This window comes from Truepera radiovictrix DSM 17093 (assembly GCF_000092425.1).
Lineage (GTDB): Bacteria > Deinococcota > Deinococci > Deinococcales > Trueperaceae > Truepera > Truepera radiovictrix.
This window is the reverse complement of record NC_014221.1, coordinates 3,069,759-3,092,080: the sequence shown is the minus strand read 5'-3', so window position 1 is coordinate 3,092,080 and position 22,322 is coordinate 3,069,759. Positions and strand designations below refer to the sequence as shown.

Sequence of the window (22,322 nt, the reverse complement as noted above, 5' to 3'; positions counted from 1 at the left end):
CGCGGTCGCTGCGTGCTGGAGCTACCGCGTGCGCTGCAAGGTGGTGTGGTCGCGCGTGGGCCTCGGCTGATGCTGCGAAGTAGGCGTGCGCTGCGGCTCCCTAAGCATAGCTTAGTTTACGGTAAAACGCGCCCCGGAAGATGTGCCCCGCCTGTAGCGGGGTGCGGCGTCGCTCTGGCTGCGTGCGCTCGGAGCGTCGCTGTCGCTAGCGTCTAGAGCGCAGCCTCCGGCACCCGCTGGCGGGAGCCGAAGCGCGCCTCCCAACCCCGAACCTGCTCGAGGGTGATGTTGCCGCCGCAGAGGACAACGGCCACGCGGCGCCCCGCGAGGTCGGTCGCGGGGTCGGTCAGAGCGGCGAGGGTGCAGCTCGCGGCCGGTTCGCAGAGGAGCTTTTCGTGGTTGAGCGTCCAGAGAAGCTCGTCAAAGGCGCGCGCGTCGCTCACCGTGATGATCCGCTCGACCGCCTCGCGGACGATGGCAAACGGGCGCTCGGTGCTGCGCCGGGTCCCGAGGCTTTCGGCGATGGAGGTAAACTGCGGCAGTTCGACGAGCCTGCCCGCCGCCAGCGACTGCGCCATACAGTCGGCGCCCAGGGTCTCGACGCCGATCACGCGCACCTCGGGGCGGAGCTGCCGCACCGCCGAGGCCACGCCCGAGATGAGGCCGCCGCCGCCCACCGAGCAGAGGATCACCTCGGTGTCGGGGGCTTGCTCGAGCAGCTCGAGCGCGAGGGTGCCCTGCCCCGCCATGATGGCCGGGTCGTCAAAGGGGCTCACGTAGGTCGCGCCCTGGGCCTCGCCGAGCGCCAGGGCGTGCTGATTGGCCGCGTTCCAGTCGCGCCCGCAGACGACGACGCTCCCGCCGAAGCGCCGGATGGTCTCGGTCCGGATGCTCGGCGTGGTCACGGGCACCACGACGGTGGCGCGCACCCCGAGGAGCTGCGCGGCGTAGGCCACCCCGAGGCCGTGGTTGCCCCCCGAGGCGGTCACCACGCCGCGCGCGCGCCGCGCCTCGTCCATGAGCAGCAGCGCGTTGAGCGCGCCGCGCACCTTGAAAGCGTGGGTCGGCATGAGGAGCTCGAGCTTAAAGCGCACCTCGGCGCCGGTGCGGTCGCAGTAGCTCGCCGCGCGCACCACGGGCGACGTCGGCAGGTAGGGGGCGAGGCGGTCTCTAGCGGCTTGAATGTCGGTTAAGGGGATGAGCATGGCGGTCCTTTAGTCGCGGGAGGTCGGTGTGTCGCTCGGTCGGGGTGCGCGAAGCGCGGTAGGGCCATCTTAGAACGGCCAGCCGTATACAGGTACACGTCGCGGTACACGAGTATACCGCCCGCGCCGCTCGGCCGTGCGGGGGTACGGACGGGGCGCAACGTCGGCGCCAGGCGCCGACCGGTACGCTAGGGGGGTGGACCCGTTTGCGCGCAGGACGTTTTTGCAGACCCTTCCAGGGAGGGTGCCGGAGACGCGCTTCTCGGCTGGGCAGCGGCTGCGAGCGGCGCAGCTTCAGGCGTTCGTCGGGGCGCTCCACCGCGCCGCCGAACGCCACCTGGGCGCGCTCGAGCCCCCCGCGCTGGTGGTCCTCGCCGCGAGCGACTGGCGCGCGCTCCTCTCAGCGCCCTACGGCTGGCCGCTCACGCGCCGCACCGCCGGCGGGGTGAGCGTGGTGGCGCCCGCGGACTACCCCAACCGCTTGCTGCGCCGCTGGGACGCGGTGCTGCTGCGCGCGGCGAGCGCCGGTCGGCAGGCGCCGACGGGGGTGCGCGCGTTGATGGACGCGCTCGTCGGGCTCGAGTGGGCGCACGCCGCGCTCTACGCGGCCGACCTCAGGAGCCGCGCGCCGTGGCTTAACGAGGTGCTCGCCGTCGCGCTCTGGTGCCTCGCGTTGGAGGCGGCGGGGCAGGGGGAGCAGCGGCGCGCCGTGACGGCGTGGGGGGAGGTGCAGCGCGCCGGCGCCCCCCCCGTGGGGCAGCCGACGGCTTTCGTCTACCCCCGCGGCCGTGCGCCTTTCGACGCGCTCGTCTGGCAGCAGGGCCAGCTTGCCGAGGTCGGTGAGGCGCTCGCCGCGCGCGGTTGGGGGGCGCTGCGCGGGGAGGTCTCCGGGAGCGCGCGTGAGGCGGTGGCGCGCGCCGCGGCCGCCGAACCCGCGCTGCGGGGGTGGGCACCCTAGGCGCTGTCGACACCGCGTCCTCACCGCGTCCTCGCGCCCGCATGGACCCTCGGGGGCTCGTGGCCTGTACACGAGCCTGTGCGCTCGTACGGCTCATACGCGCTCGCCGGGTGTCAGAAGCGCCGGTTGGGCGGGGTGCGACGCGTCACGCTAGCGCTCGTGCTCGAGCGCCGGGGCGTGGTGCTTGGCCTCACCGAGGTGATGCGCGACGAGCGCGCGCAGCTCGGGACCCGCGCGCGGCGCGAGCCAGCGGGCGATCTGCAGGTGCAACGCGGGGCGTTCGCTTAAGGGCACCATCAGCAGCGCGGCGCGGCGCAGCAGCTCGCTGCGAAAGCGCAGCTCGACCTCGCCGGGGAGGCTCGAGACCTCTTCGCGTACGAGCACGTCCTCGGCGAGCAGCGCCTCGAGGTCGGCGCGGCTGTTCGCTGCGAGCCGCTGGGCGAGCCCCCACCAGGTGCGTTCGCCGACCAGCGCGAGCTGCGCCAGGAGGTGGCGCTGCGTGGGGGTGAGCATGTCGAGCCGCGCTTGCAGCAGCGAGGAGAGCGACCCCGAAAAGGCCCCCGTGCGCGCACTGCGCAGGGTGCGTGCGAGCTCGATGGTATAAGCGGGGTTGCCCCCCGTCTCGTGGACCAGCGAGCGGGTGACGAGCCCGAGGTTGGGGTCGACGAGCTCGCCGAGGATGCGCAGGCAGTCGTCGGTGGCGAGCGGCGGCAGGGCGAGCACCTCGTGCGCACCGGCTCCCTCGAGGGGGGGTTTACGCGCCAGGTGCAGCACGAGCCCCCGGATGGGGGCGCGGCGCAGCGCCTCGAGGTGAGGTTGCGCGGCGCTGTGGGGCGTGTCCACGACGACGAGGAGTGGGTGCTGGCGAGCGGCCAGGAGGTTGTCGGGCCACCGCGCCGCCGGCGCGTCGGGGAGGGCGATGGGGGGCGCCTCGAGCCACACCACCTGCGCGCGGCGCGCGCGCTCGACGTCGCGGGCGAGCTCGCGGGCGAGCCGCGTCTTGCCGCTCCCCGCCTCGCCGACGAGCCAGAGCTCGAGCAGGCGCCCCTCGCGCTCGGCGCGCTCCAAAAGGCGCCACAACCGCGCCCGCTCGGCTTCGCGCCCGACGAACGGCAGGTGCGCGTACGGGTCGCGTTGCCGCACCTCCTCGACGAGGCGGTACGCCTGCGTGACGTCGGGGAACCCCTGCAGGTTAAGGAGCGGGCTAGGGACGAAGCGCAGGGCGTGACGGGTGGCGCGGTAGGTCTCGGGGCCGACCCAGACCTCGCCGGGGGTCGCCGCGGCCTCGAGCCGCGCTGCTAGGTTGACCGCGCTCCCCATCACCGTGTAGCCCTTCCGGCCCGCCCCGAGCTCGCCCGCGATCACCAGCCCCGTGTTAACCCCCGCGCGCCCCTTAAGCGGGTAGCCTTTGGCGCGGCCGATCTCCTCGACCGCCCGCAACCCCTCGGCGGCGGCCAAAACTGCGCGCTCGGGGTCGTTGGGGTGCGAGTGCGGCGCCCCGAACAGGGCGATGAGCCCGTCGCCCTGAAAGGCGTCGACGAAGCCGTCGTGGGCTTCGACGATCCCCGCGACGACCGTGAGCACGTCGTCGGCGAGGTCGCGCAGCGCCTCCGGGTCGAAGTCGCGCGTGAGCGCGCTAAACCCCGCGAGGTCGAAAAACACCACGGTGACGCGCCGGCGCTCGCGCCGCGCCGGCGCGGCGGAGAGGGGCGCGCCGCACATCCCGCAAAAGCGCATCGCGCGCGGGTTGTCGGCGCCGCAGCGGGGGCAAAAGAGGCTCACGAGAAAATTATACGTACCCGCCGCCCGGGTGGCGTCGGGGGGCCGGTGCTTCGTTACTCGCTCGCGGCGACGCCGAGCAGAGGGGCGGGGTCTTGGTAGATGATCTGCGCCCCCGACTGCGTCCCCAAGCGAAACTGCAGCACGTTGGGCGCGATGATGCCGCCCCCTAGGTAGCCCAGGATCTGCCCCTGATGCACCCGCTCGCCGACCTCGACCTCGGGGGGTTGCAGGTTGGTGTAGGCCGAGATGAGGTCGCCCTCGTGCTGTATGGCGACGGTGTAACCGCTGTTGGCGGTGATGCGCGACGCCTGGTAGACCACCCCCGACTTGACCGCCTGCACCGCCGTGCCGGGCTCTTCGGCCTGCAGCCAGATGTCCGAAGCGCCCCCCTCGCCAAACGCCCGCACGACCACGGGGTCGGGGATAGGGGCCATGAAGTCGGTCTCGGCGGCCGGGGCGGGTTCGCTCAGGGCGCGGATCAGCTCCTCTAAGCGCGCGGCTTCGGCAGCGAAGTCGTCCTCGGCGTTCTCGGCTGCCTGCGCGGCGGCCTCCGCCTCGCTCGCCGCGCGCTGCTCGGCTAGGCGCGCGGCTTCGGCGCGCCGCCGCTCGGCTTCGGCGCGTTCGGCGGCCCGCTGGCGCTGGCGTTCGAGCACCTCGGCGAGCGTCGCGCGCGCCCCCACGAGGTCGGCCTCGATGCGGCTCTGCTCCTCTAACAGCGCCTGCTGCTGGGCGAGCTGCCCCGCGCGCGTCCCCTCGAGGGCGGCGACGGCCGCCGCGAGCTCCACCTGCGCCCGCTCGAGGGCCGCGCGGTTGGTCTCGAGCTCCCGTTCGCGCGCCGCCAAGGCTTCAAGCTGCTCGGCGCGCGCGGCGCGTTCGGCCTCGAGCTCGGCGACCCCGGCCTCGAAGCGCTCGAGGAGCGCGACGTCGCGCTCGGTAAGGCGCGAGAGGTAGTAGTTGCGCACGCGCAGTTCAAAGAGCGTCGCCGACTCGGCGAGGAGCCGCGCGTAACGCCCCGTGCGCCGCTTGTGCAGGCTCACGAGGAGCTCGCGGAGCTGCGCCTCGAGCCCCGCGAGCTCGAGCTGAAGCGCCTCGATGCGCGCCGCGGCCGTCTCCTGCTGGGCGCTCAGGTCGCGGATCTGCGCTTCGAGCGCCTCGCCCTCGGCGCTTAGGGCGGTGACCTCGGCGCTCAAGCGGTCGCGCTCGGCGACCCGTTCGGCGAGCGCCGCCTCGGTCTCCTGGAGCTCCGCCTCGAGGGCGCTCAGTTGGCTGATGCGTTCGTTGAGGAGCTCCTCGAAGGCGACGATGTCGGCTTCGAGCTGCGCGCTCTCCTGGGCGCGCGCGACGCCCCCCAGGGGCGCTGCCCCCACGAGGGCGGCGAGCAGGGTGCGGCGCACGCGCGCCCCCGGGAACCACACCCTTAGACCTCCTCCTGCAGGTACTGCGACACCGAGATCGCGCTGCCGACGATGCCCACCAACAGTGCCAGGGCGACGAGCAGCAAGGCGACCTGCGCGAGGGCGGCGGGGTCGCGCACCAAGGGGACGAAGCGGAGGTTTTCCGAGAGCCGCTGCGTGACGAGGCTGTAACCGGGGAGCACGAGGGCGAGCGTCAAGAGGGCGCTTAGGAGCCCCAGCACGAAACCCTCGAGCAAAAAGGGCGCGCGGATAAAGGCGCGGGTCGCGCCCACGAGCCGCATCACCTCGATCTCGTCGCGCCGGGCGGTAATCGCGGCGCGAATAGAGTTGACGATGGCGAAAAGCGCGCTCGAGAGCAGGATAACGATCAACACCGAGCCCACAAGCCGCAGCGCCTCGTTGATGGCGAGAAAGGTCGCGACCGCCTCCTGGGCGTCCTCGACCTCCGCGACGCCGGGGAGGCTCCGCAGCGCCCCCGCGACCTGCGCCGTGTCGGCGGGGTCGGCGACCTGCAAATACACCGAGTAGGGGAGCGGGTTGCCGACGCGCGAAGCGGGTTCGGCGAGGTAGGGCAGCTCGGTGACCAGCGTCCCCAAAGCGGCCTCGGGGGAGACCAGCTCGGCGCTCGTGACGCCGGGTAGCTCCTGCACCTGCGCGAAGACCGCCTCGGGGTCGGCCTCGGGCGCTAAGTACGCGGCGAGCTCGAGCTCGTTTTGCAGCGCCCCCAAGGTCAGGTTGAGGTTGAGGCTCAAAAGGCTAAACCCCGCCAGGATGGTTAGCGACAGGGTCATGGTGGTCAAGGTCGAAATGCTCGCGATCCAGTTTTTGCGGATGGCGCGCAGCGCTTGGCGAAGGGCGTACATAGAGCTCCTGAGGGACGAAACTAAAGCTTAGGTTGCCTGCGCGACGGGCAGGAAGTCTACTGCGTTATACCAAAACGTCCCGTGAGATGCGCTGTGCAGGGTGAGCCGTCGCCCCAGCCTAGATTAAGGAATGATTAAGGTTTTGGTGAATCTGATGTGGACAAGTCGCCTCTGTAGCTCTACACTGCGTTCAGCTTAAGACCGGAAAATAAAAGGGTCGGAGATGCCTAGGAGCTGAACCCACTAAGCACGGCGCGGTCTGGCTACAGCTGTACAAACAGGGGGTAAGGATGAAGCTGGGGCGATACATACATACATACATAGGTCTTTGCTTGGTCGTTGTGGCACTCATAGCGTGTAAAACGACCGCAATCTCCCCCACGGAGCGTCGGTTCAACCCAACTCAAGCAGAAACCCCTCTACCAAGCTTGACGATTGAGGCGCTGCGGGATGATATTCCGTTAGCCGATTCGTTTCCTATCAGAGTTGTCGTCAAGGATGCCCCTCCAGGTGAGCAGATCCAGGTGCAACTGTTCGCAGACGGCATGCAAGTTGGAACCGATGCGACGACATTGCAGACCAACGCTGCTGGCTACGCTGAATTATCGTTGAGAGGTAGTGCTCACCAACCGAAGCTTGTCTCTTTGGACGCGATAGGCCGCATGGAAGATGGCGGTGTTGTCACGGGAACGTTGTACATAGACTTCGAGCCCCCTCAAGAGGGTTTGTTTCAAGCCCAAGCAGCGGACGACGGCGATATCATCGGATCTCCCATCACTATAGAGGATTACTACCAAACGCTGCCTGTAGCTAAAACACCTCAAGACCTTTACGCACATCAGGAGAACGCTTCCGGTGTCGTCTTAGACGGCGTAAGGCTGGTGGGCGAGGACGGGCAACTAGAGCCGCTCGATGCCATTATGTTTGATGTCGGTTCCGAGAGCGTTGCGATGCCTCAGGCAACGGATTGTACAAGGAGGCTCACTTACATTAATCTAAAGACCACGGTCGATGGTCAGGCTGTGAATTTTCCTGTCAACACGCGTGTTTACATCTCTGACCACACATATAGGGAACAAGTTAAGCTTGTGGGAAACAACGGACGTTTAGAATTTTACCTTGGTTGCAGCACTCAGTTGCACTTCAAAGTTCTTGCTTGGACCAGTACCGGTATATCTATGCATACAGGTGAGGTCTTCAACAAGCCTGTAATGTGGAAGAAGAGTGAGCGCGCCTCGTCCGGTAGTTTTAACGCGGATACTGTGCGTAACCGTAATATTCAGATGGCTCCATCAACCGCTAGCTCTTTTAGTCGTAAGTCGCAGAGACTGTTTTTTAGGCTCAATCAGGTCTACAACTGGGAGCGAAAAGCGTCCACTGTTTATAGTAGCTTTCCTGTCGATGCGTTCTATCCGTACATTAGTTCCAAAGGCAGCCTTGCTGGAATAGGGCGCATCATGTACGCGGATGGTTTTGCGCTCTATGACGCTGGGATTTACCACGAGTTCGGCCACGAGGTCTACTACCGAAGGATGATGGGAGCATCGGCGTATAACCGTGCTCATCAAGAGGCTGTATCAGGGCTACCTGTAAGTTATCCAGCCTGTTTGGGTGCGCTTGGTTGGTCTCTCTGGGGAGATGAGAGTAACTGTGCTGGCCTTTTGGAGGGGTGGGCAGTGTTTTTTGAGCAAGTAGCGACTGCGAGGCTCAATACACGGTTGTACAGACGTACCGAGTTTCGACCATCGAGCGCTCCTTCAGGGCCTCGCGTGCCCGGAAACGTTGCTGCATATCTCTATGACATCGCTGACGATAGCGGTTCGCAGGCTCGTCTCAAAGATGACGACAGTGATGCGTTTGTGCGCACAAACGAGGAACTGGATTTACGCTACACGCGAGTAGCAAACTTTTTTCGCGGAATGGCTACACACTCAAGCATTGATCAGGTATGGCAGCAGAACATCCGCCCGGATACAAGGTCACTCGGAACTTGTGAGGCGCATAGGAGAGTCATGGTCGCTAACACAATTACGGTATCGTCATGCAATTAGGTCAGGTAAAGGTCAGAATAGTTGCTTGGCTGTTGCTTGCCGCTCTTCTCAGTGCGTGCAATCCGTCCGTAGACGCGTTCGACTCTATAGGGGTGCTTCCGCCGACGGCGGAAGTATCTGCAACTACTGTTAAAATAGCCCAACCCGTAACAGTAACGCTTACGACCGACCTCGTTTTGCATAGTCAGAGCAGAGTGCCTTCTCAAGTGCTAGAGAACGTCCTGCTTGGAGCGTGTTTTGCCTCGGATGTGCAAGAAGAACATGTCGTTGACCCAAGAGGCTTCTGTCTTTCCTCTGGAGAGCACGACACCCCCCTTCCATCACACCTAAACATGCTGAACGGCAGTAAGTTCATAACTGATCTCGGCGATGTCGTCGTAAAACGAGGACAAACCCGTGACTTGGTTCACGAGTTTACCTTTACCTCGACAAAAGCCGGGAAAGTCGTCCTTTTTCCAAACATGCGATTTGTAAGAGGTGAATGGGGCACACCAGATTTCGCTAACGGCTTCCGTACCGAGATATTCTTCGAGTAGTTAGAGCACCTTTCAAAACCTCATGGCAAGATCGTCTAAAGTAGCGCATGGCGAAGCCCTTAGTAACCGATGCGCTGTGGAACGTCATGGAACCGCTACTGCCCAAAGAGCCCGCCAAGCCCAAAGGGGGCCGCCCTCGAGTTGCCGACCGTGCTGCGCCGACGGGCATCTTGTCCGTGCTCAAGAGCGGCATTGCGTGGGAGCTGCTGCTGCAGGAGATGGGCTGCGGCAGTGGGGTGACGTGCTGACGACGGCTTAGGGACTGGCAGGAAGCAGGCGTTTGGCATCGGCTTCACCGGGTGCTCCTCGACAGGCTCGGGGAGGCAAACCAGATCGATTGGGAACGTGCTTGTGTGGACTGCTTTAGTGTGCCCGCGCCAGGGGGGGCGAAGGAGGCGGATAGGGGCAAACAGGGCACGAAGCGCCCTGTTGTGGTCGAGCGGCAGGGCATCCCCTTAGCCACCCTTCTCACCGGCGCAAACCGGCATGAATCGCAGGTGCTGGCCGAGCTGTTAGAACGTATCGAACCCATCAAAGGCCCACGGGGACGACCTCGCAAGCGGCCCGAGAAGCTGCACGCCGACAAAGCCTATGACAGCTGGAACTGTCGTCATCAACTGCGCAAACGCTCTATCACGCCCCGCATTGCCCGTAAGGGAGTCGACAGTAGCGAGCGTTTGGGCCGTTACCGTTGGGTGATTGAGCGCACTGGCTCATGGCTTAACCGTTTCCGCCGCTTGAAGGTCCGTTATGAGCGTCGAGCCGACATCCATCAAGCCTTTCTTGACCTCGGTTGTGTCCTCATCTGTTTCAGGCTCTCTTTGAGTAGGGCCGCCGTGAGAGGTCGGGACAACGCAGCCCCGCGCGCTGGTGCGGGGCTGCGGGCCTTTGGCGCAGCGTCCCGTCGCCCGTCGGCGCTACGCAGCTTCGTGCGGTGCGAGGCTCCTAAACGCCTCGATGACCGCGTCCGTAAACTCCTCTGTGTCGGCTTTGCCGCCCAGGTCGGCGGTGCGCGGCCCCTCCTCTAAAACCGTGTCGACGGCGCGGTCGATGCGCTTGGCGGTCGCCGCCTCGCCCAAGTAGTCGAGCATCATCGCGGCGGTCAAGAAGGTCGCGGCGGGGTTGGCGACGCCCTTGCCGGCGATGTCGGGGGCGGAGCCGTGGACGGGTTCGAAGATGGCCGTCCGCTCGCCGATGTTCGCGCTCGGCGCGAGGCCTAAACCCCCCACGAGGCCCGCCATGAGGTCGCTTAGGATGTCGCCGAACAAGTTGGTGGTGACCAGCACGTCGAAGCTCTGCGGGTCGCGCACAAGCTTCATGGCCGCCGCGTCGACGATGATGTCGTAGGTCTCGACCTCGGGGAAGGCTTTGGCGGCCTCCAGCGCGGTCTCTAAAAAGAGCCCCGTGGTAAGGGGCAAGACGTTGGCCTTGTGGATCACCGCGAGCTTGCGCCGCCGCCGCTGCGCCTCTTTGAGCGCCACCTTGGCGATGCGCTCCGAGGCCCCTTTGGTGATCACGCAGTCGGCGATCGCGACGTCGCCGTAGCGCCGCTCCTGCTCGACGTAGAGCCCCTGGGTGTTCTCGCGGACCATGAGCATGTCGACGTTTTTCATGGAGCCGGGGATGGGGCGCGACTTGGTCGGGCGGAGGTTGGCAAACAGATCCAGGGTGCGGCGCAGGTAGCGGATCGCCCCCTGAAAGCCCGGCACCTTTTGCGACCCGCTCGGGCTGGTAAAGGCGCCGGCGAGCGTCGCGTCGGAGGCCTTGACCCGCTCGAGGGTCTCGTCGGGGACGCTTTTGCCGACCTTTTGAAAGGTGTCCCAACCGGCTTCGGCGTAGTGCATCTCTAAAGGGAGCCCCGTCTCGCGGAGCAAGCGCTCGGCGGCGGGAACGACCTCTTGACCGATGCCGTCGCCTGGAATCAGCGTGATCGTGTAGGCGCGTCGTGTCACAGTTCACCTCGTGTCGCGTCTGTGGGTGGGTGCGGCGCGCAGCACCGCCTCGCCAAAGACAATCCCCCTACGCTATCACGCGTGTTGTGCCCGGGTCGGTGGGCCCGGCCGCCTAGCGTCTCCCGTCGCCGCAGCTCGCGCAGTGCGGATCTCGCGCGAGCCGCACGCGGCGAAAGCTCGAGTCGAGCGCGTCGTAGTGTAACAGCGTGCCGGCGAGCGACGCGCCCAACCCCACAAGGTACTTGATGGCCTCGACGGCCATGAGGCTGCCGATGGTTCCCGGCAGCGCGCCGAAGACCCCGGCCGCCGCGCAGCTCGGCGCGCCCCCCGGTGGCGCTTCGGGGTAGAGGCAGCGGTAGCACGGCCCGGGGCCCGCGGGGGTCGGCGCGTGCAGCAGGCTGAGCTGGCCCTCGAACTGCGACAGCGCGCCGTAAAGGAGCGGTTTGCCGAGGCCCACGCAGGCGTCCGAGAGCCGGTAGCGCGTCTCTAGGTTGTCCGAACCGTCGAGGACGAGGTCGTAAGGGGCGACCAGCGCGCCGGCGTTGCCCTCTGTCAACCGCACGGGGTGGGGCTCGAGCCGCACGTCCGAATTGAGCTCCCGAAGCCGCCGCGCCGCCGCGCTCACCTTGGGCTCGCCGAGGTCGCGCGTCGTGTAGAGCACCTGGCGCTGCAAGTTGGAGAGCGCTACGGCGTCGTCGTCGACGATTCCGAGCGTGCCGACCCCCGCCGCCGCGAGGTAGAGGAGCGCAGGCGACCCGAGCCCGCCGGCGCCGACGACGAGCACCTTGGCCTCGAGGAGCTTGCGCTGCCCCGCCGCGCCGACCCCCGGCAGCAGGAGCTGGCGGCTGTAGCGGTCTAACTGCTCGCGGCTAAAGGTCACCCCTCCAGCATAGCCAGTTACGCCCTTCACCGTCGCTTGCTCGCGATAGTTTTTTAGGTCCTCGACTAACAAGCTTAGTCATCATTCGTAGCCGAAACAGAGCACGGTAGACTCGGCGCGCCCAGGTTAAGAAACGATTAAGTTTTTGCTGAGTTTGCTCTGGTAGGGCGCTTGCTTTTGCTCTACACTCCCCCTAGTAACGGAGTAGCGGGTAAAAGTAAACAGCGTGTGATGTGTACGGGTCTGTGCGCTGCGCCGTTCGGCTAATTTCGTTTGGGCGAGGGGACGAGCAGGATGAAGCCGAGATACATACATACATACATACATACATAGGCGTTCTATTGGTATTGGCGGGCTGCCGGACGACCGAGCCGAGTGTGCCGCAGGAGTTTAGCGCTGCTCGAGAAGAAGCTGCACTGCCTACTTTGACGGTTGAAGCGCTGCGGGAGAGCATCCCGCTCGGCAATTCGTTCCCCATCATCGTCGAGCTCGAGGACTTCCCCCCCAACGACACCATCACACTCGACATCAACAACTGGGGCATCATCCCGAGCATCAGCGAAGCTTCCGTTACCTCCGATGGAGCCGGTCGCGCGGAGGTGCGCCTGAGCGGTAGGGCGACCAAAGCGCAACTCAATATGCTGAGCGTCCGCGCCTCTTTTGCAGAGGGCACGGCTGCGAACGTGCTTTACGTCAACTTTGAACCGTCACACGAGAGTGACTTTCAAGCTCAAGCCGAAACCATCATCGGTGAACCTGTCACCCTCGACGAGTATTACGCCTCGCTCCCTGTCCTTGATGGTTTGGACGCGCTCGAAGTGTATGGCAGCGACAAACCGGGCGACGTCATCGTCAACGACGTTCGGTTCCCCGAAGAGAACGGCAACTTGGGCGAGCCTATGGACATCATCGTTTCTAATGCCGGTTCGCAGGTAGGTACGGGCGAGCCAAGCTCAACTGCCGCTAGCTGCACAAGAGCATTGACGAAAGTCTTTCTCAAGTCCTATGTTGACGGAAGCTTTCAACCGCTCCCAAGCTCGACGCGCGTCTATATCTCCGGCGATATGACCGCCCCTTCTTCTCACAGAACTCTTAACCAAACGCGCCATGTTGGGGCAGGAGGGGCACTCGAGTTCACCGCCGGCTGCGAGAAAACGACAACGTTTAAGATTTTGGCTTGGACGCAAACGGGTATCTATATACACACCCGGACGATAGATACCTATCCCTTACGCACTTGGCAAACACAAGTCGTCTCCCCCTCCGGTCGCATCAACACCCCGACAAGCCTTAGAAACACGACCGTGTACGCTTCGACTAAAAACTCGGCCAGCAACATTCAGCTTGCCCAGCGCGTTTTCTACAAAGTGAATAGAGTCCATGACTGGGAACGAACTTCCCATGGTCTGTACGACACCTTTCCCCTATCGGTCGTTTACCCGGACAGCAGCCAGATTATTCCCCGTTCGCGTGCGTACTATGGTCGCATGTACATAAAACCCGCTGATGGAGCTTATGACCCTACGCTCTTTCATGAATATGGTCATGAGGTGTACTACCGCCGGATGCTTGGGGAAAGTGCATACCAAAGTTCTCACGAAAAGGCTGTAAAAACAGGTCTCTCGGATTTTCCGTGGTGCTACGGTTCGACAGGATGGAGTGTATGGTCGCATGTGGACGGCTGTGCGGGTATGTTGGAGGGTTTCGCTCTCTGGTTTGAATCTATTACGACCAGGGTTCTAAGTAATAGATGGCGTGATACCAACCTTTTTGATCCTGAAGTTAAACCTTCCATTAGCAGCAAACCAGCAGGCGCAGCGGTTCCCGGACGTGTCGCTCAGTACCTTTGGGATGTGACGGACGCTCATGCTCTAAGCAATACGAACGCGCAGAACTTGATTCCCGACACGGATGCTGATGCAGTCAAGTATTACAACAGCTTAGAATCCGTGAAACAACGCTACGCAAGGGTTGCCAGCCATTTCTACAATGCTCATCCTGTAGAAAACTTCACGTACATGTTCAAGAACCGCATCAGCCCCAAGCTCAGCAGCAGTCAACGAGATTTGTACTGCTCTGTCGTTAAGTACAACACGTTAGCCGTTACCGGCATGTGCGACAAGTAGAAGGCTTAACTTTATGAGACTATCTTTGTACTTGTACCTCTCAGTGTTCTGCATCCTGCTAGCCGCCTGCGGGTTTTTCAATCCCGACCCGGAGAGATACGATGGGTTTGAGATTGCGCTGACTGCGGAAGCAGATAAAACGCAGACCAAGGTAGGAGATTCTGTCACCGTTACCCTCACAGGTGGGTTCGAGCTGCCTAGTCAAAGCCGCTTAACTGAGAACGTTCACGAAGACCTAAAATTGGGTGCCTGCGTATTCTTCGGTGAAGCGGCTTCAGAAGTTAGAGGCGGCTTATGTAGAGATGAAGACCTACCTCTACCTTCTGAATTTCAGCTGCTAGCCGGCACGCACCATGTCAGAGAGTACGGTACGTTCATAGTTCAACGCGGAGAGACTCGCCTCTTTGAACATACCTTTACCTTTACCTCGACCGTGCCGGGAGAGTTCTCTATTGAACCAGTGAGGCAGTTTCAGGGACAAAGTCCGTCCAGGGTGAATTACGCCGGGGGTACACCCGTTCGGGTCGTTTTCAAGTAGAGCAGTGAGGGAAGATTAAAAGAATCGTTTGTTCTTCTCTTGTCAGCCTGAGCCTGTTGCTATCGTCTTGCAATTGGTTCCCTTACTCGTGTGAGCCCTTTGAAGGAGGTTATGGTGTCGAAGGTTCTGCTGAAACCGAGCTTGATCTCAATCAAGCCTAGGTGGGCGAAAGCGTTACCGTCACCCTTTCAGCCTCGTTTCAGGTGCCAACTTGTACTCACCTGACCGAACGGGTCTGGCACGACCTTACTCTAGGAGCTTGCTTCTCACGCGTAGATGGGGAGGAGGTTGTCTCGAAAGTTGGTCTCTGCGAACCGGGCGGGGTGCCCCTACCCGACAGCATCGCGCTGTCAAATGATACGAGCCATATACATAGAACTTACGCACGTAAGACCATAGGGATGGAAGTATTCTTGAGCTGCTGCCTCATGTAGTCTTCAAGTAAGGAGAACTTGAGCCGGTAGACATTGCTGTCAAGCTGCTGAGCCAACCGTTTGAGACGCGCCCAGACCAGGAAAGAACAAGCGATGTGATTGCGTAAACGGAATTTGTCAATAGCTGATTGCCGCTTATGTCAACGAGTTTGAAGAGTCGGCTTGTTGATCCAAGCCTTTACGGGTGGGGTGGCTGGTTTGGGTCGGCGGTTAAAGCGCTCTGGGTGAGCGGCATGAGTTTGGTCGAGAATTTCCTGACGACGTTCTAAGATGTCGTGGTGACGACCAGCGTGCAGATCAGCCGGTCTGAGGTAGCCGATACCGCTCATGCGCCCACCAGGGCGGGTCTAGTGACCCTAGCATCTGTGGTAGTGGCTGTAGCTGTACCAGTCGAAGAACTCTCGGCATCAGTTGTGGGCAGTCTGGATAGACTCGAAACGCTGCGGATAGTCAGGGCGGTACTTTAGCGTTTTGAACTGTGCTTCGCTGTAGGGGTTGTCGTTTGAGAGGCGCGGCCTGGAGTGACTTTTGTAAACACCTAACTCGTCTAGCAGGTCGGCCATGCTACGCGCCACCATGGGTGAGCCGCGGTCGGCGTGGAGGGTGAGCTGGTTGGGATTGATCCCTTCGCGCTGACAGCTCTTGTCGATGAGCTCACGTGCGACCATCTCGGATTCACGCGTAGCCACCGTATCGTGCTCCGCAATCCACCCCACCACTTCCCGGCTGAAGATATCCAGAACGGTGTAGAGGTGGTAATGGACACCCCTCGCAGAACCTGGCAACTTCGTGATATCCCACAGGTTAGGGTCACTAGACCCTTCGCCTAGTGGCGATGACCTAGTCCAGCACTGATCGGGCGCGGCTGCCTCGAGTTGTGGAATGGGGTATAGACCACGACGGAAATGACCGCCACGACGCCGCTCGAACAAAAGGCCGTGTTCTGCCAGTAAACGGTACATCTGCCGGACTGAACAGAGGTGCGTTCCTTCGTCGAGCAAGGTGTTGAACACCTGCGCAGGAGGAAGGTCACAGAAGCGCTCGGAGCATAAGACCCCGAGAATCTGCCGCCTCTCCTCAGTGGTGAGCGCGGCCGGATGCGGCGAGCGCGGCTTGTGTGGACTCGACTTCCTAATTGGCAGTTGGCCTTTTTGTGCTTGGCGACGATGGCGAAACGTCCTCGGGTTCACACCGAACGCCCGACAGGCACGCAAGGTGCCAACACGAGGGGCGAAGCGTTTCACTTGCTCGTCCAAAATTTCATTCATTTCGCCCCGTCGCTCTTGCGGGACATCTCCTGCAAGAGCGCAAAAGCGTTTCCCTGGGCATCAATCAACTCCTCGACCGTACCCAAACGCTCCTCTAGCTGGGCAAGTCGCTCTCGCAACCGCTTATTCTCAGCAGCAAGCTTGTCCTTCGTGGGGCCGCGCTGCTTGCCGCTCATCGCTTCGAGTGCACCCCGCTCTCGTTGCTTGCGCCACTCCGAGATGAGCGAGGAGTACAACCCTTCACGACGGAGAATCTGTCCAACCTCTCCCTTCTCGTTGGCCGCCTCGATCTCTGCGAGGATAGCGAGTTTGTACTTCGTAGAAAATCTTCTCGGTACGCTGACCTCCGAGCTGGCGTGCGCTCTTGTGGTGGTGACCTTATCCATTCGCTCTACCTATCCTGCCCTCTGCTCAAGAAACTATCTGGAAAGACCGGCACTCAACATTTTGGCACAGAGGGTAAATGACTCGCTTCTCATTCCCACTCCACTGCCTTCGCACCAGATGCGCTTCTCGGCTGTGACGTTTGTCTAAGACCACGTCGTCGCACAAGACGTAGCCCTGCTCGCTCGGCACAACGTCGTCTCGCACGTTCTCCCATATTGTTCTCGGCGTGAGCTTGTCCAAACGCAAAAAGCGATTCATGCTGTCATGGCTATAGCTGTCGTTATGGTCCGCTAGGTAGGTTTGGGTGTAGTTGATCTGGCTAGCAATTAAAAACTGACAGTAGTCCAGCCGGTGTTGCCTATAATCCATGACCCATCTCAGCAGTTCTCCTCATTTGAACGGTGTGCGTAAGTCCTATATAAAGAGTTTGGCGATCATGCGGTCATGCGGGGAGAGACGAGCGTCTACAGCCACACCTTCACATTCACTGCTACCGAACCCGGTACATTCCGGTTAAACGGCTTGACGCAGTATGCAAGCTTGAGAGACCTAACCGGCGCGGACATCTTTTTTGAGGGTAACGGCGTGTCCGTGGTTTTTGAGTAGAAAAGAAACCGCTCGTAACCGTTGCGTTCAGCCCTCTCGAGGCCGACTCGAGGGAGTTTTACGGGTCTTAACTCATAACCTCGAGCCTCACCTCTAAACCCGCCTCACCTAACCAAAAGGCCCTCACTCCCTCCGGCCGGAGCGTAACGATGAGGGTGAGGGCGGAGTAGTGCGCGTGCGCGAGGTCCGTCTCAGAGGGCGCACTCGGCCCGTCCGGGTGCGAGTGGTAGAGCGCCAGGAGCGCCTCGCCGCGCGCGTCGGCGTCTATAAGCGCCCGCAGCAGCTCGGTGGGGTCGGCGAAAAAGCGCGTGCGCGGCGCCGCGGCGGTGTTGGTTAGGGGGACGTGGCGCGTCGCGGCGCCCTCGCGGCCGAAGACGAGCCCCACGCACTCCTCGGGGTCACGCGCGCGCGCGTGCGCCAGCATCCCCTCGACGACCGCGCCGGGGAGGCGCAGGGGCTCTGTCACGGGCGCCTAGGCGAGGGTTTCGAGCACGAGCTCGGGCGCCGCGGCCGCTTCGTCGGCGAGCGTAAAGGCCCCCTCGAGGCGCGCGAGCGCCTCCTCGAAGCCCCGCCCGCCGCGGTGGTAGAGGGTCGCGAGCGCGTCGCCCGCGGCGACCTCGTCGCCGACCTTGGCGTGCAGCACCACCCCGACGCCCGGGTCGATGGCGTCCCCCTTTCTGCTGCGGCCGCCGCCCAAGACCTTGACCGCTTGGCCGACCTCGAGCGCCTCAAGGCGCGCCACGTAACCGCTGCGCGGCGCCCGGAGGGTGTGCCTGTCGGGGGCGCGCTCGAGGTGGCCCAGCTGGCTCACGTCGCCCCCCTGCGCCCGCACCCACGCCTCGAACGTTGCAAACGCCCGCCCGCTCGAGATGAGCTCCTGGAGCGCCGCGCGGCTCGCGTCGAGCCCCGCCGCCGCGAGCCCCGCCTCGGCGAGCGCCAAGCAGAGCGCCTGCAGGTCCTCCGGCCCCTCCCCCTGGAGGCAGCGCACCGCCTCGTCGACCTCGAGCGCGTTGCCGACCGCCCGGCCCAGGGGTTCGGACATGTCGCTGAGGAGCGCCCGCACGTTCCGGTTCGCGCGCTCCCCGATACCGAGCATCGTCCGGGCGAGCTCGCGCGCCTCGGCGGGCGTCTTCATAAAGGCGCCGCTACCCACCTTGACGTCGAGCACGATGGTGCGCGCGCCGCCGGCGAGCTTTTTGCTCATGATCGAAGCGGCAATGAGTGGGAGCGACTGCACCGTCGCCGTGGCGTCGCGCAGGGCGTAGAGGAGCCCGTCGGCGGGGGCGAGCTCCTTGGACTGGCCGGTGATGACCACGCCGACGGTTTCGGCCTGCCGGTAAAAGTCGCGCTCGCTTAAGTCGGTGCGAAAGCCGGGGATGCTCTCGAGTTTGTCGATGGTGCCGCCCGTGTGCCCGAGGCCGCGCCCGCTCATCTTGGCGACCACGGCGCCCGCGGCGGCCAAGAGGGGCGCGAGCACGAGGCTCGTCTTGTCGCCGACGCCACCCGTCGAGTGCTTGTCGACGGTGTGGGGGAGGCCGCTCAGGTCGAGCAGGTCGCCCGAGTGCGCCATGACGGCGGTCAGCTCGGCGGTCTCGCGGACCGTCATCCCCCGAAAAACGACCGCCATGAGCCACGCCGCGACCTGGTAGTCGGGCACCTCACCCGCGACGTAGCCCCCGATAAAGGCCTCTAACTCCTCGCGGGTGTGCTCACCCCCGTGGCGTTTTTTGTCGATCATGTCGGTTGCGCGCATAAACCATTGTAGCGATAGCGAAACGGTCTCGGCGCCACGGCGCGGCGTCTTGTGGCGCGCTACCCAGCTGGCGCCAAACAGACAAGGGGCCGAAAATGGTGAGAAAACGGCTCCGTAAGGCTCACCCTTTTCCGTTCTGCACGCCCGTGCGAGCATGTTAGAGTCAACCAGTTTAGAGCGGTTTAAGGAGCCACTGATGAAAACAGCATCGTTGGGACGTACGTCGCGGCCCCTCTACGTGGGGATGGTGCTCTGGGCGTTTCTTTGGGGGGTGCAGGGGGCGGCGCAGGAGCTCTACGCGCCGGCGCCGCCGCCCGACGCCGCTTTTGTCCGGGTCGTGCACGCCGCGCAGGACCTCGCCGAGGTGACGCCGGAGGTCGGCGAGAGCACGTTTGACGCTATCGCCTTTGGGAGCGTCACGCCGTACCAGGTCGTCAGCCAGGGGGAGCGCACGCTCTTGGCCGGAGCCCTCGAGGAGACGCTCGAGGTGAGCGCGGGCCGCTTCTACACGGTCGCACTGACCGACGAGGGCGCCTTGCTCTTGGAGGACCCGACGCTCGACAACAGCGCCCGCGCGCTTCTGACGCTCTACAACCTCTCGGACCTCGCCGCCGTGGACTTAAGGACGGCCGACGGGGAGACGGAGGTGATCGCCGGGGTCGCGCCGGGGGCGTCGGCGAGCATCGACGTCAACCCCATCACCACGGCCTTCGGGGTGTTCGAGGCGGACGTGCCGATCGCCACCTTTGACGAGGTCGCGCTGCAGCGCGGCGGCGTCTACAGCGCCTTCGTCTTCGGCCCCGCGGACGCGCCGAGCGGGCTTTTCGAGGTCAACACCACGCAGACGCTCGAGTAACCGCGCCGAGCTCCGGTTCATGGTCTTTTCCACCCACGTCTTTTTGTTTCTCTTCCTGCCGCTTTTTCTGGCGCTCTACTACCTCCTGCCGTTTCGCTTCCGCTCGCCGCTCATTTTGGTGGCGAGCTACCTCTTTTACGCCTGGTGGCGCCTCGACTTCCTCCTGCTCCTAGTCGGCGTCACGCTCTTTAGCTTTTTCGCGGGGCGCGCGGTCGCGCGCGCCCGCACGCCGCGGCGCGCGCGCGCCGCCCTCGCGCTCGGGGTGGCCGGCAACCTCGCGGCGCTCGCCTACTTCAAGTATTTCAACTTCGGGGTGGCGTCTTTTAACGCCCTCCTCGTCGCCCTCGGGGCGCGCCCGCTGACGCTCTGGGAGGTCGTGCTGCCCATCGGGCTCTCCTTCTATATCTTCCAAGCGATCTCGTACATCGTGGACGTCTACCGCCAAGACGCCCCCCCGGCGCGGAGCTTCTGGGACCTAAGCGCCTTTATCGCCCTTTTCCCGCAGCTCATCGCGGGGCCCGTGCTGCGCTACAAAGACCTCGCCGACCAGTTCGCGGCGCGCACCCACACCCTGGAGAAGTTCTCCGAGGGGGCGCTGCGCTTCATGGTGGGGTTTTGCAAAAAGGTGCTCGTCGCCGACGCGGTCGCGCCGCTGGCCGACCGCGTCTTCGCGCTCCCCGACCCGAGCGCCCCCGAGGCGTGGCTCGGCGCCCTGGCCTACACCGCGCAGCTCTACTTCGACTTTTCGGGTTACTCGGACATGGCCATCGGGTTGGGGCTCATGATGGGCTTTCGCTTCCGCGAGAACTTCAACCACCCCTACGTCAGCCGCTCGATCACCGAGTTCTGGACGCGCTGGCACATCTCGCTCTCGAGTTGGCTGCGCGACTACCTCTACATCCCCCTGGGGGGCAACCGCCGCGGGGCGGGGCGCACCTACGTCAACCTGGCCCTGGTGATGCTCTTGGGGGGGCTCTGGCACGGGGCCGCCTGGACGTTCGTGGTCTGGGGGGCGTGGCACGGCGGGTTTCTGGCGTTGGAGCGCTTTTTGGGCGGTAAAAAGCTGTGGGCACCCCTGCCCGCTCTCGTGGCCGTCCCCAAGACGATGCTGGTTGTCGTGCTCGGCTGGGTGACCTTCCGCGCGGCCGACTTTGGGAGCGCCTGGGCGCTCTACCGGGGGCTTTTCGGGGCCAATGGCTGGGTCGCCGGGGACGCCTTTTGGGTGCAGCTCTCGGGGCTCGAGCTCGTCACCCTCGTTCTCGGGTTTGTGCTCATCTACCTCGCCCCCTACTGGCGCACCCTCGTCTGGTCGCCCCGCGGCCGCGCGCTCGCCGCGCTGCACCTAGCGATCCTACCCGTCTTCGTCCTCGGGGTGATGCGGCTCTCCGCGCAGGCCTTTTCGCCCTTTCTCTACTTTCAGTTTTAGGCGCTGCTCGCACGATGAAGCGTTATCACCCCCTGGAAGCCGTCCAAGAGCCTCCCTCGCCGGCTAGCGCGGCGAGCGCCGAGGCGGAGCCGCGCACCGACGCCTCGCTCCTCCCCAAAGGGCTCCGGTGGCTGCCGGGCGCCTTTTTCCTGCTCTGCGTCGCCCTGGGGGCGGCGGCGGTCGCTTTGACCCCCGAAGCGCTGAGGTTCCCCGAGAGCGGTTCGTGGCGGCGCGGCGAGCGCACGGCGCGCTTTGAGCGTGACCTAGACGCCGCGCTGCCCTTTCGGGAGGCCGCCATCACCACCTGGGGGGTGCTCGAGTACACCCTCCTGGGCGAGGGGCGCCCCGGGGTGCTCATCGGCGAGGACGACTGGCTCTTTACCGATGAGGAGTTCGCCGTCTACCCGGAGGAGGCGGCGCGGCTCGCGGCTACCCTGGAGGAGGTCGTGCGGGTGCAAGGGGCGCTCGCCGAGCACGGCGCCGAGCTCGCTCTGGCGCTCGTACCCGCCAAGGCGCGCGTCTACGACGACAAACTCGGGCGCTACCGCTTACCCGCGGAGGTGTCGGCGCGCTACGACGCCTTCCGTTCGGCGCTCGTAGCGCGCGGCGTGCTCGCCCCCGACCTCCTGACGCCGCTCTTGGAGGCGAGGGCGGAGGCGCCCGTCTTCTTACGCACCGACACGCACTGGACCCCTTTTGGCGCGCAGGTCGCCGCGCGCGCGCTCGCCGCGGCGCTGCGCCCGGCGCTGCCGGAGGACTCGGAGCTCTTTAGGGCCGCGTACGAGACGCGCACCCTCCCCCCCGAACCCTTCGAGGGGGACCTTCTGGCCTTTGTCCCGCTCGGCCCCCTGCAGCACCTCGGGCCGCCGCCGGAGACGCTCGAGCCGCGCACCACCGAAGCGGTCGGCGAAAGGGAGCAGGGTGGGCTCTTCGACACCCCCGAGATCCCCGTGGTGCTCGTCGGCACCTCGTACAGCGCGGGGGAGCGCTGGAACTTCGCGGGGGCGCTGCGCGAGGCCCTCGGCGCGGACGTCCTCAACGTCGCCGACGAGGGCCTCGGCCCGCTGCCGCCGATGCACGCCTTTTTAGACGCCGCCACCCTCCGCGACACCCCACCCGAGCTGGTCATCTGGGAGTTCCCCGAGCGCTACCTCCCCATCCCCAACGGCCCCGAGGGCGACGCGCTCATCGACGAGGCGGCGGCCGCGGGCGCCGTACCCAACCCCTTGCCGGAGACCCCATAGGGGCGGGCTCGTGGCGGGTGGTTGGTAGCGAGTGGCGTGTGG

At 64.3% G+C, this 22,322-nt stretch carries 18 protein-coding genes and 1 pseudogene; 9 read left to right on the top strand and 10 right to left on the bottom strand.

Annotated elements, in window-relative coordinates; genetic code table 11:
- Positions 1–212: 212 nt before the first annotated feature.
- A complete protein-coding gene (locus tag TRAD_RS14175) occupies positions 213–1,205 on the bottom strand; it encodes a threonine ammonia-lyase (protein ID WP_013179306.1) in 993 nt (330 codons plus the stop codon).
- A gap of 196 nt (positions 1,206–1,401) precedes the next feature.
- Between TRAD_RS14175 and TRAD_RS15490 the strand changes: the two genes are divergently transcribed.
- Positions 1,402–2,163 (top strand): hypothetical protein, encoded by a 762-nt coding sequence (locus TRAD_RS15490; protein ID WP_049773145.1) that lies wholly within the window; start codon positions 1,402–1,404, stop codon positions 2,161–2,163.
- 150 nt (positions 2,164–2,313) lie between these two features.
- Here the strand turns inward: TRAD_RS15490 and TRAD_RS14165 are convergent, their stop codons facing one another.
- The 3 genes from TRAD_RS14165 to TRAD_RS14155 are packed head-to-tail and all read right to left on the bottom strand — an operon-like array spanning position 2,314 to position 6,223.
- Complete coding sequence (locus TRAD_RS14165; RefSeq protein ID WP_013179304.1) at positions 2,314–3,945, bottom strand: adenylate/guanylate cyclase domain-containing protein; 1,632 nt, start codon at positions 3,943–3,945, stop codon at positions 2,314–2,316.
- Between the two features lie 53 nt (positions 3,946–3,998).
- Positions 3,999–5,360 (bottom strand): murein hydrolase activator EnvC family protein, encoded by a 1,362-nt coding sequence (locus TRAD_RS14160; RefSeq protein ID WP_013179303.1) that lies wholly within the window; start codon positions 5,358–5,360, stop codon positions 3,999–4,001.
- A gap of 2 nt (positions 5,361–5,362) precedes the next feature.
- Entirely contained in the window at positions 5,363–6,223 is an 861-nt protein-coding gene (locus TRAD_RS14155) for a cell division protein FtsX (RefSeq protein WP_013179302.1), read from the bottom strand.
- A gap of 341 nt (positions 6,224–6,564) precedes the next feature.
- Between TRAD_RS14155 and TRAD_RS16175 the strand changes: the two genes are divergently transcribed.
- The 3 genes and pseudogenes from TRAD_RS16175 to TRAD_RS15830 form a co-directional block, all read left to right on the top strand.
- Positions 6,565–8,274, top strand: coding sequence for a hypothetical protein (locus TRAD_RS16175; RefSeq protein WP_148221268.1), 1,710 nt, complete (start codon positions 6,565–6,567; stop codon positions 8,272–8,274).
- Complete coding sequence (locus TRAD_RS16170; protein ID WP_148221267.1) at positions 8,265–8,810, top strand: hypothetical protein; 546 nt, start codon at positions 8,265–8,267, stop codon at positions 8,808–8,810. The genes TRAD_RS16175 and TRAD_RS16170 overlap by 10 nt, the downstream gene beginning before the upstream one ends.
- A 47-nt stretch (positions 8,811–8,857) precedes the next feature.
- A pseudogene (locus tag TRAD_RS15830) lies at positions 8,858–9,625 on the top strand (IS5 family transposase); the annotation flags it as partial.
- Positions 9,626–9,727: 102 nt separating this feature from the next.
- Here the strand turns inward: TRAD_RS15830 and TRAD_RS14145 are convergent.
- On the bottom strand, positions 9,728–10,762 hold the full coding sequence (locus tag TRAD_RS14145) for an isocitrate/isopropylmalate dehydrogenase family protein (protein ID WP_013179300.1): 1,035 nt from the start codon (positions 10,760–10,762) through the stop codon (positions 9,728–9,730).
- A gap of 112 nt (positions 10,763–10,874) precedes the next feature.
- Positions 10,875–11,642: a HesA/MoeB/ThiF family protein gene (locus TRAD_RS14140; protein WP_041947327.1), complete on the bottom strand. Its 768-nt coding sequence runs from the start codon at positions 11,640–11,642 to the stop codon at positions 10,875–10,877.
- 377 nt (positions 11,643–12,019) lie between these two features.
- Here TRAD_RS14140 and TRAD_RS16165 point away from each other — a divergent pair, with 377 nt between their 5' ends.
- Both TRAD_RS16165 and TRAD_RS16160 read left to right on the top strand, forming a co-directional pair.
- Positions 12,020–13,768, top strand: coding sequence for a hypothetical protein (locus TRAD_RS16165; RefSeq protein ID WP_148221266.1), 1,749 nt, complete (start codon positions 12,020–12,022; stop codon positions 13,766–13,768).
- A gap of 13 nt (positions 13,769–13,781) precedes the next feature.
- Positions 13,782–14,306 (top strand): hypothetical protein, encoded by a 525-nt coding sequence (locus TRAD_RS16160; protein ID WP_148221265.1) that lies wholly within the window; start codon positions 13,782–13,784, stop codon positions 14,304–14,306.
- A gap of 841 nt (positions 14,307–15,147) precedes the next feature.
- On the opposite strand, the gene TRAD_RS15820 is transcribed toward TRAD_RS16160, so the two are convergent.
- The 4 genes from TRAD_RS15820 to TRAD_RS14120 form a co-directional block, all read right to left on the bottom strand.
- Complete coding sequence (locus TRAD_RS15820; RefSeq protein ID WP_083770868.1) at positions 15,148–16,008, bottom strand: DDE-type integrase/transposase/recombinase; 861 nt, start codon at positions 16,006–16,008, stop codon at positions 15,148–15,150.
- Positions 16,005–16,394 (bottom strand): transposase, encoded by a 390-nt coding sequence (locus TRAD_RS14130; RefSeq protein ID WP_013179296.1) that lies wholly within the window; start codon positions 16,392–16,394, stop codon positions 16,005–16,007. Before TRAD_RS14130 ends, TRAD_RS15820 begins: the two co-directional genes overlap by 4 nt.
- A 674-nt stretch (positions 16,395–17,068) precedes the next feature.
- Positions 17,069–17,467: a M67 family metallopeptidase gene (locus TRAD_RS14125; RefSeq protein WP_013179293.1), complete on the bottom strand. Its 399-nt coding sequence runs from the start codon at positions 17,465–17,467 to the stop codon at positions 17,069–17,071.
- Between the two features lie 6 nt (positions 17,468–17,473).
- Positions 17,474–18,754 carry a thymidine phosphorylase gene (locus tag TRAD_RS14120; RefSeq protein WP_013179292.1) on the bottom strand — a complete coding sequence of 427 codons (1,281 nt, stop codon included), beginning with the start codon at positions 18,752–18,754 and terminating at the stop codon, positions 17,474–17,476.
- Between the two features lie 196 nt (positions 18,755–18,950).
- On the opposite strand from TRAD_RS14120, the gene TRAD_RS14115 reads away from it, so the two are divergent.
- Genes TRAD_RS14115 through TRAD_RS14105 form a run of 3 tightly spaced genes read left to right on the top strand, consistent with a single transcriptional unit; the run spans position 18,951 to position 22,280 of the window.
- Positions 18,951–19,610 (top strand): alginate O-acetyltransferase AlgF, encoded by a 660-nt coding sequence (locus TRAD_RS14115; protein WP_013179291.1) that lies wholly within the window; start codon positions 18,951–18,953, stop codon positions 19,608–19,610.
- A 19-nt stretch (positions 19,611–19,629) separates the two neighbouring features.
- Positions 19,630–21,036 carry an MBOAT family O-acyltransferase gene (locus TRAD_RS14110; RefSeq protein WP_013179290.1) on the top strand — a complete coding sequence of 469 codons (1,407 nt, stop codon included), beginning with the start codon at positions 19,630–19,632 and terminating at the stop codon, positions 21,034–21,036.
- 14 nt (positions 21,037–21,050) lie between these two features.
- Positions 21,051–22,280, top strand: coding sequence for an alginate O-acetyltransferase (locus TRAD_RS14105; RefSeq protein WP_013179289.1), 1,230 nt, complete (start codon positions 21,051–21,053; stop codon positions 22,278–22,280).
- The last annotated feature ends 42 nt before the right edge of the window (positions 22,281–22,322 follow it).